This is a genomic window from Sphingobacterium sp. B29 (assembly GCF_001952815.1).
GTDB lineage: Bacteria > Bacteroidota > Bacteroidia > Sphingobacteriales > Sphingobacteriaceae > Sphingobacterium > Sphingobacterium siyangense.
This window is the reverse complement of record NZ_CP019158.1, coordinates 1596789-1611279: the sequence shown is the minus strand read 5'-3', so window position 1 is coordinate 1611279 and position 14491 is coordinate 1596789. Positions and strand designations below refer to the sequence as shown.

Below are 14491 nucleotides of genomic sequence, written 5' to 3'. Positions count from 1 at the left end.
GGGTCTACCGCTATTAACCCGGTGTTAATACCCTGTAAAAAGGCAGTTAAAACGGTGCTAATTTAGAACATCGTATAAGCTCGGTTACAGGAAAGTACTGTTCGGTAAAACATAAACCAAGGGAGCAAATTTAGGGTATAGGACCGTCGACAAATTCCAACGTCCAAAGGCAATCCTATGAAAAGAAAAAAGCCTGCTATATGCAGGCCTTTTATGTATATTATCCGATTTGATTGCTGAAATCTACTTTTCACCTTTTTTTCCAAAGATGGAAAGTTTGATATATTTCCCAGGTTTCTCTTTAACGTCCTTCATCAAATTATCCATTTCCTTTGAAGCATTATTAAGATTATTGTATAAAGCTTCGTCATTGAGCAATAAACCGATAGATCCCTTACCACTATTAATTTTTCCAGTGATCTCCTGAAAATCATTGACTGCAGCATTTACTTTGTTCATGGTATGTTCAAAATCCAATCGGGAGGCCTTATCGGTAATATTATTCAGATTAGACATAATCGCATTGATTTTCTCACCATTTTGTGAAAAATTGGAAGTGATAGATTCCAGATTAGCCATGATTCTATTCAGTCTTCCCTTTTCATCCCCCACTAGACCTTCGACATCTTTGGTGATGCCTTCCACATTTTTTAAAGAAGTGGAAATACTATGAATGCTTCTTTTAAAGTCGTCCTGAAACTGTTTGTCTAAGACAGTATTGACGACCGATAGCGTTGAATCCAGTTTAATGGTAATTGTTTCGATCCGTTTTTGAATGGGTTCAACCTTATCCATTATATTCGGTTGAACACCTGAAGTTAAAAAATCGCCATCCTTTGCCAATTCCTTACTGTTGCCCATTTCGAAAACAATAGCCTTACTTCCCAACAAATCTGTGCTTGAAATTCTCGCTACTGTGTTTTTTGGTATATCGTAATGAGAATGGATCTTAAACTCCGTTTTGATCTTCCCATCTGCCTGTAAAATCATTTTTGAAACACGCCCAATCTGATAGCCATTGACCAGGACAGGCTTGGAGGGAGTTAGGCCATCTACAGTCGTATAGGTCGTGTAAAAAGTATTATCGCTGCTAAAAACATCATTTCCTTTTAGAAAGCTATATCCAATAAATAATAAAACTATTGCAACTGTTGCTAATATGCCGACTTTTGTCTCGTTTGAAATTTTCACAAATAACCTATTTAGTAATGATCATTAATTTAAGTTTAAAACAGCATAAAAGCAAATCTGTTTAGCGTTCTACAGAATTTTTATAAATTTTCAGAGCCGAAACCAAATTATCAACAACCTCCTGTTGCCCTTCATCAGACAGGAGATAGCTCTCTTCTTCTCTATTACTAATAAAGCCAATTTCCGTCAATACAGCTGGCATACCTGCTTCTGCTAGCACAGCTAACCCTTTCTCCCAAAATCCTCTACTATATCGGCCCGCTTTCACATACTCACCTTCGATCATCTGTGCCAGGCGAATACTTTTTTCACGGAATCGGTTTTTCATCAAGGAAAAGATGATCGCACTTTCAGGGTCTTTTGGATCAAATCCCTGATAATTTTCTTTATAGTTTGATTCCAGTAACAAGGAAGCATTTTCGCGAACGGCAGCATCTTGCTGTCCCAAACGATGCGAACCAGAGACCAAAGTTTCGGTACCATGTGCACTAGCACCACTGGAATTGCAGTGTATTGAAATAAATAAATCGGCTTTATTGGCATTCGCCAAACGAATACGTTTGTAAAGCTCAACAAATTCGTCGGTCGTTCTTGTGTAGATGATCTTGATACCTGGAATATCCTTCTGAATCTGCTTTCCTAATTTCAAAGCAACTTCAAGGGCTACATTTTTCTCCAACGATCGCCGTCCGGCCGCCCCTGTATCTTTTCCACCATGGCCAGCATCAATTACAATCGTTCTTATTTGGTAGTCCGGAGGCTCTACCTGCCCATTGTTTAATTTGAAAGAATTCAATAAAAAAAATCCCAAAGTAGCAAACACAACGCTACACCATTTTCTAATTCTTAAATCTGATTTCATTGAATAATTATTTGCTCTACTATAAACGAATCAAAATGAGTCTATATTATTTCTTTAATAGATAACGATATTTAACATATTTTCTATTGCTTTTTTGACTAATTTTGTCTCTCGAAGTTTAACATTATTTCACAAAAATAACATTTGTCTTTAATTTTGAAGTCGTTAATCAACATTTTAACACTATTTATCATTCTTGCAATGGGCAATTCTAGCTTTGCTCAAAGTAATATTCCTTTAAAACAGAACGGACTTCAAGGTAAAGATCCTATTTCGGCGACCAATAAATCGCAAGACACGAGTAAATCCAAAACTGCAGATACGACCAAATCTGTAAGCGATACGACCAAGAAAAAAGGAAGTGGTTTGCAGGCTGAAGTGAGTATTATTGCGGTTGACTCGCAGAAATCTGAAGTTGCCAAGAATATAAGTCACCTTTATCGCGGAGCAAAGGTAAAATACCAAGATTTTGAACTTTCTGCCGATTATATCCGTCTTGACCGAAACAAGAAAAAGATTTTTGCTTCTGGGATCTATGACAAAAGTGGTAAATATGTAGGGCGTCCTATCGTCATCATGGGAAATGGTGAATCACCGAAAACGGTAGACTCACTCTATTACGATTACGAAAAACAAGAGGGAAACACCTACGGTATTATGACCGAAGTTGATGGTGGATTTATCCAGGCCAATATTGTGCGAAAGAATATCTACGACGAAATGTCGATATACAAGGGATTATATAGTACCTGTAATCTACCCTATCCGCATACCCATTTCGGCATTCATATCACCAAAGGAATTGTCACTAAAAACCAGATTATTTCCGGTCCGGCTTATCTTGTGGTGATGGGTGTCCCCATGCCGGTGGCATTTCCATTTGCGTTTTTCCCAAAACCAGATAAAAGAGCATCTGGATTTCTCTTCCCATCTTTTGGGGAAGATTATACCAGAGGATTCTCGATGCGGGATATCGGTTGGTATTTGGCCTTCAACGATTATTGGGACAGTGAGATTAGAGGTTCCTTGTATTCTAAAGGTTCATGGGAAGCGTCCATCAATACGCGCTATACCGTCAACTATAAATTTAACGGTGGTTTTAATATCCGTTATGCCAATACCAAAACGGGTATTGAAGGAACATCTAATTATGGCTCCAATAAGGATTTTAATGTCACTTGGAACCATACCCAACGCCAGGAAGCCAATCCAGGAACATCTTTCTCTGCAAGTGTTAACTTTGGTACAAGTTCTTTCTTTCAAAATACCGGAACCGGAAGTACACAAAACACCTATGAAAACCTTGCACGTAACCGTATGGGCTCGTCCATCAGTTATGGAAAGGTATTTGCCGATGGCAAGGTAAACCTCACGGCCAGCTTAACGCATAATCAGGATATGGCTACGCGCAGTATACAGATGAGTTTACCAAATATCAGCTTAAACGTATCTTCTTTCAATCCATTTGACAGCAAAGACCGTGTCGGTGAACAAAAATGGTATCAACGCATCAATGTCGGTTATAGTTTCCAAGCACAAAACTCGGTAAGCACTATTGATACATTGTTATTTAAACCAGGAGGTTTCAAAAAATTCCAAAATGGTTTCCAACACAATATTCCAATCAGTTTATCACTCAATGCTTTTAAATATTTTCAGTTCAATACCAGTGTAAATTATACCGAGCGTTGGTATTTACAAAGTACACGACAAAGCATCGACAATACTGCCGCAGGTTATAAACAACGTATCGATACCGTTCAGGGATTCAATCGTGCATACGATTACTCTGTTTCGACCGGACTTTCGACCAAGGTTTATGGATATTACTATCCGAAAATCGGTAAGCTTCAGGAGATCAGACACGTCGTTACACCGTCGATCAACCTGAACTATAGACCCGATTTTTCGGATCCAAGATATGGTTTCTATCAGCATTATAACGATCAATATGGGAACAGAAATGTATACTCAATCTTTAGTCAGGGTGTCTACGGATCTCCTTCTGCAGGAAAATCTGCAGGGATAGGTTTTTCCATTGACAATAACATCGAAGCAAAGGTCAAAAGTAAATCCGACACCACAGATGGTGGCTTAAAGAAAATCCCTATTCTTCAAGGTCTGACGTTCAGCGGAAATTACAACTTTGTTGCCGACTCGTTAAAGTTGTCCCCAATTACTTTCTCTGGCCGTACAGCTTTTTTCGACCAAAAGATGAATGTAAACTTCAACGGTACATTTGATCCCTATTCGGTCAATGAAAATGGTGTCCGCGTCAATCGCTATGCCATTAAAGACGGTAGCCTTGCCCGTCTGACAAACTTTGGTCTTTCCTTTGACTATAGTCTGAATCCTAAAGCTGCGAAATCACGTAATAACAATATCGATTCTTTAAGAAAAGAAATGTCTGGAGCAGGTATGACTCCTGAGCAAGCACAGGCCCTGGCTCGAATCAGCTCAGATCCAAACGCATTTGTGGACTTTAATATCCCATGGAACCTTGCGGCATCGTTCAGTTTCAATATGGCAAAATCGTTCAACTCCAGTACACGAAGAATGCAGAGCCAGATCACAAGCACATTGAATTTACATGGCGACTTCAGTGTTACACCAAAATGGAAAGTCACCTTTCAATCGGGATACGATTTCAAACAGAAGGAAGTGGTCATGACCTCTTTCAATATCTATCGGGATCTGCATTGTTGGGATATGTCATTTGGCTGGATGCCTTTCGGCCGGTTCCGAAGCTATAACGTCACCATACGTGCAAAGGCATCGATCTTACAAGATCTTAAGCTCACAAAAAGAGCCAGTTCAGGAGGCAGTTATTTTTAAAATAACTGCTTTTTTTTTTGAAATGCCGTACTTGTATTGGTCAGCAGAACCATCAGCTTCTTTTCAAAAAACTTCTTCCATCAAATACATTTTTAACATTTCGTTGAGCCGCAATTTTATGTAAGTTTATATCCTGAATCTTCTGGTATTGAATTTTCATTTTTTAGGCGCTAGCGCATGGACATTTTAACACCAAAAGATTGAGAAAATCCAACACTATACCCCGCAGATGCATTTTTCAAAGTAGGGAGGTGGTTGCATAATTATTTTCATAATTATTTTAAAGATGAAAGCAGAGATTATTACCATAGGCGATGAGATCCTCATCGGGCAGATCATTGATACCAATTCAGGCTGGATTGCCAAGCAACTGCTCCAATTCGAAGTCGATATCGTTCAAATGACATCGATCCCTGATACCGAAGAGGCTATTTCAACGACATTGAAGGAGGCCTCAGCTCGGGCAGATCTTATTTTAATCACCGGAGGTCTGGGCCCGACGAAAGATGATGTAACAAAAAAAACCGCCGCAGCGTATTTTGGAACTACCTTGATACGGGATGAGCATGTACTTCGGCACGTGACCAACATATTTGAATCACGCAATCTAAAAATGCTCGACATCAATCTGCAGCAGGCCGATGTTTTGGCAAATTGTGAAGTCCTATTTAACGACTATGGCACTGCACCCGGCATGCTGGTACACCAGAACCAAAAGAAGTTTATTTTTATGCCTGGAGTGCCATTTGAGATGAAATTTCTGATGGAAAAACATGTGCTGCCTTTATTAGCCAAACAGGATCCTGACTTATTTATCTGTCATGAGACAATTTTGGTCGGCGGAATCGGAGAATCTTATTTGGCAGAAGAAATAAAGGATATCGAATCAGAACTTCCTTCAAGCATAAAATTGGCCTATCTACCAACCTTGGCCTTTATCCGATTGAGACTCTCTGGTAAAAGCAGGAATAAATCTGACATTATGCTCCAGGTTGCCCTTTTTAAAACAAAGCTACTCCATCGTTTACAACAATATGTCATTGCAGATTATGATACCAGCATCGAACCTTATTTAATTAAAGAGCTTAGCCGCCGAGGTGCTACATTGACTACCGCAGAAAGCTGTACAGGTGGTAGCCTTGCCGCTTCAATAACCGCAGTAGCAGGAAGCAGCGTTATATTCCTTGGTGGTACTATCCCCTACTCTAACGCTTTAAAACAACAATTGTTGAACGTCAAAGAAGAAACACTGATCCAATATGGCGCAGTAAGTGAGCAGACTGCTATAGAAATGGCTTCGGGTTCAAAAAAGGCATTTTCGTCGGATTATGCTATTGCGACAACTGGGATAGCGGGGCCAGGTGGTGGAACAGTTGAGAAACCGGTTGGCACTATCTGGGTAGCTGTTGCGGGAAAAAAAGAAGTTTTAACTAAGAAGTTTCAGTTTAATAACGAAAGACTGATCAACATCGAACGTACCCGTATGAATGCTTTATTACTTTTGTGGAAGTTGCTTGTAAAAGAAAAAGAACAAGACACACAATAAAGTAAAATAATATTTCAAAGAATACGTTATTTAGGGAATAATATTTTAAATTGTTGAAAGTAAACCACAATTTATTTAACTTCGTTTTTCTATAACGAGATTGCTAAAAAATATGGCTTTATATAAACTCTTGCTCCCAAAAATGGGAGAAAGTGTATCCGAGGCAACAATCACAAAATGGTTAAAACAACCTGGTGACCTGATTGATGAAGATGACACTTTATTGGAAATCGCAACGGACAAAGTTGATTCAGAGGTACCTTCCCCTGTAAAAGGTGTTTTAAAAGAGCATTGCTATACCGTAGACCAGACTGTCCAAGTTGGTGAAGTCGTTGCAATTATAGAAATTGAGGGCGAAAATGAAGAACCTGCGATTCAAGCACAAGAAAATACAGCTCCTTCAGCGACAGCTCCCGAAGAGATCATAGAGTTGAATATCCCTGGTGTAGACCAGCTGCCAAATGTAGCGGCTGAAACTTCGTCTTCTCCCTACGAGAATACCCTTCGTTTCTATTCACCTTTAGTAAAGAATATCGCACGTCACGAAGGATTGTCCCAAGATGAACTTGACCGTATCCAGGGTACTGGAGCAGAGGGAAGAGTGACAAAGGAAGATATTTTAACGTATGTAACACATCGAGATTCATCGGCAAAAACACCAAGGTCTATTCCGGCAGAGCACACGAACACGGCTACAGAATCTCCGAAAATAATCTCCACTGCTCCATCGCATGTTCACACTGTTGCCAATGGCAGTGATGAAATCATTGAAATGGACCGTATGCGAAGGTTGATTGCAGACCATATGGTCAAAAGTGTACAAACCTCTCCCCATGTATGTTCTTTTGTTGAGGCAGATGTAACCAATTTAGTTTTGTGGCGCAATAAAGTTAAAGATGCCTATAAAAAACGCGAGGGAGAAAACATTACGTTCACCCCTTTGTTTATCGAGGCGATTAGCAAGGCGCTCAAAGATTTTCCATTGGTCAATATCTCGATCGACGGTTACAATATCATCAAGAAGAAAAACATCAATATTGGTATGGCGGCAGCATTGCCTAATGGCAATCTCATCGTTCCTGTTATCAAAAATGCAGATCAATTAAGCTTAGTAGGCTTGAGTAAAAGTGTCAACGACCTCGCACAACGGTCACGGGCAAATAAATTAAAACCTGACGACACACAAGATGGCACATTTACATTCACCAATATCGGCGCTTTTGGCAATATTATGGGAACTCCTATCATTAACCAACCGCAAGCTGCAATCTTGGCTGTAGGTACAATTACGAAAAAACCAGCAGTCATAGAAACAGAGTATGGTGATATGATTGGTATTAGACATATGATGTATCTTTCACTTTCTTACGACCACCGTGCAATCGATGGTGCCCTCGGAGGTACCTTCTTAAAACGTGTGGCGGACTACCTGGAAAATTGGGATAGCAATAGAGTAATCTAGCCATCAAAATTGATAAATAAAAAAGGCTCTTAAATAGACATGCCCCAAAAAGTTAGACACTTATTTGGGGCATTTTTATTATTTAAAATATATTTTTTGTTACTTAAACATACTTTGTTCGAATTGTATTTTCTTCTTCTTGATCACCAATTGAAACCGCAGATAAAGTAAAAGCGAAGAGGTTAACAAGCCTAATGTCAGCCCATACCAAATCCCCTTGATACCCCAGTTAAATACCACTCCCATGAGGTAGCCACTTGGTAGCCCTATAATCCAATAAGCAATAAATGTGATAAGGGTTGGAATATTCACATCCCCCATACCACGTAACACCCCCAGACCGACAACTTGCGTACCATCAAACAATTGGAAAAGTCCCGCAATAATCAACAGCTGGGAAGCAATAATCACCACAGCATGATCTGAGGTAAAGATATAAGGTAAATAATTATTCAACAACGCGAACAAAGACGCTGTAATCACCATAAAGATCAACACCAATTGATACGAAGTGATGGCAAATCGTTCGAGGCGAAAAAGGTTTCTATTACCATAACTATTCCCCACCTTGATTGTTGCAGCAGCAGCGATACCACTCGCCATCATATACGTCATCGCGGCCAGCTGGATGGCTACTTGATGAGAAGCTTGCGCTGTAGCACTTATCGTACCGGCTAATAGGGAAGCCCCTGCAAAAGCCCCAATTTCAAATACATATTGCATAGCCACGGGTGCCCCGATGCGCACGATCTTAAGCAATCGTTGCCGATCGACCAATGTCACCTTAAAATATTGAATATATCCTTTAAATTTCTGCGATCGCAATACATAGGTCATCATCACAGACATCATTAACACCCGGTCGATCAATGTACTGTATCCGACTCCCTTCACCCCCATAGGACTAATGCCAAACATCCCTTTGACAAAGATGATCGCCAAAATAATGTTCAGTACATTTCCCCAAATAGTTACATTCATGGCTTGCTTTGTAAAGCCCAGGCCTTCAGCAAATTGTTTAAATGTACTAAATACCATCAACGGAAGCATCGATAAACTTAGAATAAGTAAATAAGGCTTTGCCTCCTTCACCACGGCCGGATCTTGGTTGAGGTGATCGATAGCCAACATCGAACCAAAGTAAACTAAAGCGAACAACAAGAGTCCTGCGATAATATTTAACCAAAAGCTATTGGACAACAATATGGCACACTCTTTTTTATTATCCCGGCCATTCTCCTGCGCAATCAATGGCGTAATGCCATACGCAATTCCCAACCCGACAACCATAACAACCATAAAAACAGCATGTACCAACGAAACTGCGGCCAATGGAATGGTTCCTGCAAAATGTCCAACAATCACACTATCTGCGGTATGCACCAGTGTATGTCCCAATTGTGAGATCACCACCGGCCCCGCCAATACCATCGTACTTTTGTAATACGGTTTAAATGTTTTAAATTTTCCCAACATAATCGATTTCCCTAAAAAAATAGCCACAAAAATACGAAGATATTGCTACCCTATCGTCATATTAAAAAATATTTAGCAAAAATACAACAATTTACACCCATCAAATAACCGCACTTTGTTAAGTAATTTTTATGTTTCAAATACCTTAAAATTATCTTAAATTTACTTTTGGGTCTAAGAACTATAGAAATATAAATGTACCTTAGCATCTAGTTAGTAATCAAAAGAAGAGGAAAAAGAGTATGTACAATCCAGTAATAGCATTTCTAAACATCGGAACACAAGAGATGATCTTAATTGTGTTTGCAATCTTGTTACTTTTTGGAGGCAAAAAACTTCCTGAATTGGCGAGAGGTTTAGGAAGAGGAATACGTGAGTTCAAAGATGCATCAGAAGGTATCAAGCGTGAAATTTCAGATCAAATCAATAATTTCGAGAAAGACATAGACGTTAAAACAGAAGTAAAAGAAGAAGCTGTTCCTAATGATGTGCGTTTAGCTGAGGAAAAGGCTCAAGCAGCACACGAAGAAGAGGCTAAGCCACAGGAAACCGTAGAAGGTTCAGAAACAGAGCAGCCTAAGAAAAAATATGAATTCACAACACCTGCCGGTGTCGTCGAACATAATCCGCATAAACAACCCGATTACGGCGAAGAGCCATCCCACATCACATACGGGTATAACGATCATTTTGCTGAAACTAAAAACAACGAGGTAGAAGATAAAAAAGTTCCTGAGCAGGACAATACCAATAAACCTGCTTAATTTTACTACTTTAGTTTATAATTAGATATACTTAGAGCTGTTGAATGGTGATTCAACAGCTCTACTTTTTAAGATTAAACCGACAATGAGCTTATCAACACACGAAATTACTATTGCTAACGAGCTTTCTATTAGCGAAAAACAGGTTCGCACGACTATAGCACTATTAGACGAAGGCGCTACCGTTCCGTTTATCTCACGCTACCGTAAGGAAATGACTGGTAGTTTGGACGAAGTTCAAATCACCAATATCAGAGATCGTTTCCAGCAGCTGCGCGATTTAGATAAACGTAAAGAAGCTGTTCTTAAATCTATCAACGATCAGGGGAAATTGACAGCGGAGCTTGAACAGCAGCTTTTGAATGCCGAAACCATGGCTAGTCTTGAAGATATCTATCTGCCTTACAAACCTAAGCGTAAAACCCGCGCCAGTGTGGCACGTGAAAAAGGTCTGCAACCTTTAGCGGATCTTATTTTGGCGCAAGAAACGGGCGATTTCCTCGCCCTTGCCGACAGTCTAATTGATGAAGAAAAAGGCGTAAAAAATACAGAGGAGGCACTAGCAGGTGCCCGCGATATTATTGCAGAGGTCATTGCCGAAGATGCGACAGTGAGAGCCAAATCGAGAGCGATATTCCTCGAAAAAAGTGCATTTGTTTCAAAAGTAGTTCCTGGAAAAGAAGAAGCCGCCCTAAAATATAAAGATTATTACGAATGGTCTGAATCTTTGAAGGATGCACCTTCCCATCGTGTGCTGGCCATGCGCCGCGGGGAAAAAGAAGAGCTGCTCTACTTAGATATAGCGATCAATGAAGAAGAAATTCTACCCCGTATCGAATCCATCTATGTTAAGGGTGCCAACGATGCCGCAGCTCAGGTAAAACTCGCCTTGGTCGATAGCTACAAGCGTCTGTTAAAACCTTCCATGGAGACTGAAATTCGTGTATTGACACGTCAAAAAGCCGATGAAGAGGCCATCAAAGTTTTTGCCGACAATGTTCGCCAATTACTTCTAGCCGCTCCACTAGGGCAGAAAAGGCTGCTTGCGATCGACCCAGGATTTCGTACAGGCTGTAAAACGGTTGTTCTGGATGAACAGGGACAACTCAAAGAAAATACGGCTATCTTTCCACATACGGGTGCCAATGGACTGGCAGAAGCAAAAAAAACAATTCAGTATTTAGTCTCGAAATACGATATCCAAGCCATCGCAATCGGCAATGGAACCGCTGGTCGCGAAACGGAAGAATTTGTACGGAAACTCGGATTAAATAACGTTACCATCGTTATGGTCAATGAAAGTGGAGCCTCTATTTATTCGGCTTCCGAAACTGCTCGTGAAGAATTTCCAGATCAAGATGTTACGGTACGTGGTGCAGTATCTATTGGTAGACGATTGATGGATCCCTTGGCTGAGCTGGTTAAGATCGATCCAAAATCGATCGGTGTCGGACAATATCAACATGACGTTGATCAAAATAAACTCCAAACTTCTCTGGACGACACTGTTATCAGCTGTGTAAATGCGGTCGGTGTTGAACTGAATACTGCCTCCAAACAAATCTTATCCTATGTTTCGGGTCTAGGTCCATCTTTGGCCCAACAGATCATCAAATACAGAAATGAGAATGGTCCCTTTGCATCGAGACGCGAACTGAAAAAAGTTCCTCGCCTTGGTGATAAAGCATTTGAACAAGCAGCAGGATTCCTTCGCATTCGCCATGCGGTAAATCCATTGGATTCCTCTGCAGTACACCCCGAGCGTTATGCATTGGTGGAACAAATGGCCAAAGACTTGGGAAAAAAAGTGGAGGACCTATTGACAGATGCTGACCTCAGGAAATCTATTCCCCTAAAAAATTACATTTCGGAGGAAGTAGGACTACCGACATTAAACGATATTCTAAATGAATTAGCAAAACCCGGATTAGATCCAAGGGAAAAATTCGAAGCATTTTCATTCACGGATGGGGTCAACAGCATTGGCGACTTACGGGTTGGCATGAAACTGCCCGGAATCGTGACCAATATTACGAATTTTGGAGCCTTTGTTGATATTGGCGTACATCAAGACGGTTTGGTACACCTAAGCCAATTATCTAATCGCTATATATCAGATCCCCATGAAGTCGTCAAAGTACAGCAACACGTCATGGTAACGGTAACAGAAGTAGACGAAAAACGTAGTCGCATCGCATTGTCAATGAAAACAGATGAGAAGCCGGCCCTACCCAAAAACAAAAAAAATGATTTTAAAAAGCAGGCCGAACCACAAACGGATATGGCCAGCAAGCTAGCTGCATTGGCGAGTAAATTTAAATAGATACATTTAGCTCCGAATCAAAAAAGCTGACCGTTCGCTGAACTGCCAAGAAAAGTGTCTAACTTTTTGGAGGCAAGGCATCGCCTGGTCAGCTTTTTTTGATTCGATTAAATCCAATGTTCGTCGTTCGTGTCGCTGTTTTATTTTGTATCTTTAGGGGAAACAAGTTTAGACCCGTTATGAAAAATTGTACCCTCCTATTCTTTCTATTTTTTGGAATCTATTTTTCTAAAATCCAGGCACAGCAGCAACTTCACGACGGGGCCTACCTGTATCAGGATGGCATCAATAAACATTTAATGCTCGTTAAAGACCATTATATTTCATTTATAAGTTACGATGACGTCAGAAAACGTTTTCAGCATACCTGGGGCGGCGCACTTGATAAGCAGCATAATCTGATCACTATCGCTGTCGAGTATAACTCACAGGATTCGGCGGCCATTGGTAAAACAACCCAATTACCTTATCGGATTGATGCAGACTCCCTTCGCCTAAAAACTGCCAATAGCTACCATCTCTATATCAAGCAGAAAAAAGTTCCACAAGACCTTGATGCACTTTGGCGGATCACTGGTCGCCAGCAAGAAGGCAAAATGCAAGATATTCCCAAAGCAGATCGTAAAACAATCAAAATATTGGTTGATGGATATTTTCAATGGGTAGCGATTAATCCTGCTCAAAAGGGTTTCTATGGTACAGGCGGAGGTGACTATCAGTACAATAATAATCGGTACTCCGAAAAAATACAGTTCTTTTCGAGAGACAATAATAGAGTTGGGCAAGAACTCGCCTTTGGTGGTGAAATCCTAAATGGCGCATGGCATCATAAAGGAAAAAGTTCGAAAGGAGACGATATTTATGAAATTTGGAGCAAAGAAATAACAGAATAAAATATGACAATAGAAGAATTTCAATCTCTTGAAGCTCCGCTTCAGCATTGGACAGCGGTACAAAAGTCACTTTGGTATGATCTAAAAGGAAATTGGAAAACCGCGCATGACCTGATCGATCAATTGGGCGGAACTGACGCAGCACATGTTCATGCTTATTTACATCGCAAAGAAGGCGATCAGTGGAATGCAGAATATTGGTATCGTCGTGCCAAACAAAACGTATACAAAGGTAATTTGGATGATGAGTGGAAAGACCTCTTCAAATATTACGCTCCATAACTACAATTAGCCTATTTTGGGACAACCGCTGTTTTCTTTTATATACACAAAAGGACAATTTGGGTAATAAAGTAGTCAAAAATAGTATAGAAAATTAACTCAGCACTTTTTTAGGCTATCGAATATCTTTAAAAACATAAAAATATTACCAAATAAGATATAACATCAACCAAATCCGGAGATAATACGTAACAAAAATAACACAAAGAAAAATATTATAAAACTAACAAATAGAATGGCACAGATATTGAACATAGTTTGTTATACTTGAGAAAGTATACTTTTCATAAATTTAGGTTAATAATTGGTTAGGTTAAACACTTGAAGTTCCCCACTTCAAGTGTTTTTTTTTAGAAAAAACTCAATCGAAGTAACATCAAATCCACTTCCCCCATCTTTTTTTAATTAGAACACTTTCCTTTATTAAAAGATATATTAAAAATTTAAAACAATACATTGTATTACTATGTATTTTGTTATATATTTACTTGCATGAACAAAGAATTTATTGACAAATGGATTTCACAGCTAAAAAAAGGAAGTCTTTCTTTTGTTGTATTAGGTATTCTTGCCTATGATCAGGAATACTATGGCTATGATCTTATCCAGGAGGTCAAGAAGAAAACGGCCATTGATATTGCTGAAGGAACTTTATACCCCTTATTGATCCGTTTAAAAAACGAAGGCCTGGTCGAATCGAACTGGGTGCCTCAGGAAACTGGGATTCCAAGAAAATATTACAAAATAACAAAGGAAGGCCAAAGTACTTTCTTAGAGATGAGAACGTACTGGACAAGCTTAAACCAACATTTAACCACTTTGACGCATGCATTATAACCAGATACCCTTTACAAATA

General features: G+C 39.7%; 11 protein-coding genes. 8 read left to right on the top strand and 3 right to left on the bottom strand.

Features of this window, described 5'->3' with window-relative positions:
* Positions 1–243 precede the first annotated feature (243 nt).
* Complete coding sequence (locus tag BV902_RS06720) at positions 244–1191, bottom strand: MlaD family protein (protein ID WP_075991266.1); 948 nt, start codon at positions 1189–1191, stop codon at positions 244–246.
* Positions 1192–1252: 61 nt separating this feature from the next.
* A complete protein-coding gene (locus tag BV902_RS06715) occupies positions 1253–2053 on the bottom strand; it encodes an N-acetylmuramoyl-L-alanine amidase family protein (RefSeq protein WP_075991265.1) in 801 nt (266 codons plus the stop codon).
* Between the two features lie 201 nt (positions 2054–2254).
* Here BV902_RS06715 and BV902_RS06710 point away from each other — a divergent pair, with 201 nt between their 5' ends.
* The 3 genes from BV902_RS06710 to BV902_RS06700 all read left to right on the top strand — a co-directional run bounded on the left by BV902_RS06710 (position 2255) and on the right by BV902_RS06700 (position 7896).
* Positions 2255–4888 carry a putative LPS assembly protein LptD gene (locus BV902_RS06710; RefSeq protein ID WP_237241998.1) on the top strand — a complete coding sequence of 878 codons (2634 nt, stop codon included), beginning with the start codon at positions 2255–2257 and terminating at the stop codon, positions 4886–4888.
* A 286-nt stretch (positions 4889–5174) separates the two neighbouring features.
* Entirely contained in the window at positions 5175–6434 is a 1260-nt protein-coding gene (locus BV902_RS06705; RefSeq protein WP_075991264.1) for a competence/damage-inducible protein A, read from the top strand.
* Positions 6435–6546: 112 nt separating this feature from the next.
* Positions 6547–7896 (top strand): dihydrolipoamide acetyltransferase family protein, encoded by a 1350-nt coding sequence (locus BV902_RS06700; protein WP_075991263.1) that lies wholly within the window; start codon positions 6547–6549, stop codon positions 7894–7896.
* 99 nt (positions 7897–7995) lie between these two features.
* Here BV902_RS06700 and BV902_RS06695 read toward each other — a convergent pair whose 3' ends face one another.
* Positions 7996–9372, bottom strand: a complete 1377-nt coding sequence (locus tag BV902_RS06695) for an MATE family efflux transporter (RefSeq protein WP_075991262.1) — start codon at positions 9370–9372, stop codon at positions 7996–7998.
* A gap of 242 nt (positions 9373–9614) precedes the next feature.
* On the opposite strand from BV902_RS06695, the gene BV902_RS28510 reads away from it, so the two are divergent.
* The 5 genes from BV902_RS28510 to BV902_RS06670 all read left to right on the top strand — a co-directional run bounded on the left by BV902_RS28510 (position 9615) and on the right by BV902_RS06670 (position 14471).
* Positions 9615–10136 carry a Sec-independent protein translocase subunit TatA/TatB gene (locus BV902_RS28510; RefSeq protein WP_083663500.1) on the top strand — a complete coding sequence of 174 codons (522 nt, stop codon included), beginning with the start codon at positions 9615–9617 and terminating at the stop codon, positions 10134–10136.
* A gap of 85 nt (positions 10137–10221) precedes the next feature.
* Positions 10222–12459, top strand: coding sequence for a Tex family protein (locus BV902_RS06685; protein ID WP_075991261.1), 2238 nt, complete (start codon positions 10222–10224; stop codon positions 12457–12459).
* Positions 12460–12638: 179 nt separating this feature from the next.
* On the top strand, positions 12639–13352 hold the full coding sequence (locus BV902_RS06680) for a hypothetical protein (RefSeq protein WP_075991260.1): 714 nt from the start codon (positions 12639–12641) through the stop codon (positions 13350–13352).
* Between the two features lie 3 nt (positions 13353–13355).
* Complete coding sequence (locus tag BV902_RS06675; protein ID WP_075991259.1) at positions 13356–13634, top strand: hypothetical protein; 279 nt, start codon at positions 13356–13358, stop codon at positions 13632–13634.
* A gap of 492 nt (positions 13635–14126) precedes the next feature.
* Positions 14127–14471: a PadR family transcriptional regulator gene (locus BV902_RS06670; RefSeq protein WP_070564875.1), complete on the top strand. Its 345-nt coding sequence runs from the start codon at positions 14127–14129 to the stop codon at positions 14469–14471.
* The last annotated feature ends 20 nt before the right edge of the window (positions 14472–14491 follow it).

Coding starts and splice junctions, on each gene's coding strand:
- BV902_RS06715 (WP_075991265.1), bottom strand. CDS start 2,053: ATGAAATCAGATTTAAGAATTAGAAAATGGTGTAGCGTTGTGTTTGCT.
- BV902_RS06710 (WP_237241998.1), top strand. CDS start 2,255: ATGGGCAATTCTAGCTTTGCTCAAAGTAATATTCCTTTAAAACAGAAC.
- BV902_RS06705 (WP_075991264.1), top strand. CDS start 5,175: ATGAAAGCAGAGATTATTACCATAGGCGATGAGATCCTCATCGGGCAG.
- BV902_RS06700 (WP_075991263.1), top strand. CDS start 6,547: ATGGCTTTATATAAACTCTTGCTCCCAAAAATGGGAGAAAGTGTATCC.
- BV902_RS06695 (WP_075991262.1), bottom strand. CDS start 9,372: ATGTTGGGAAAATTTAAAACATTTAAACCGTATTACAAAAGTACGATG.
- BV902_RS28510 (WP_083663500.1), top strand. CDS start 9,615: ATGTACAATCCAGTAATAGCATTTCTAAACATCGGAACACAAGAGATG.
- BV902_RS06685 (WP_075991261.1), top strand. CDS start 10,222: ATGAGCTTATCAACACACGAAATTACTATTGCTAACGAGCTTTCTATT.
- BV902_RS06680 (WP_075991260.1), top strand. CDS start 12,639: ATGAAAAATTGTACCCTCCTATTCTTTCTATTTTTTGGAATCTATTTT.
- BV902_RS06675 (WP_075991259.1), top strand. CDS start 13,356: ATGACAATAGAAGAATTTCAATCTCTTGAAGCTCCGCTTCAGCATTGG.
- BV902_RS06670 (WP_070564875.1), top strand. CDS start 14,127: ATGAACAAAGAATTTATTGACAAATGGATTTCACAGCTAAAAAAAGGA.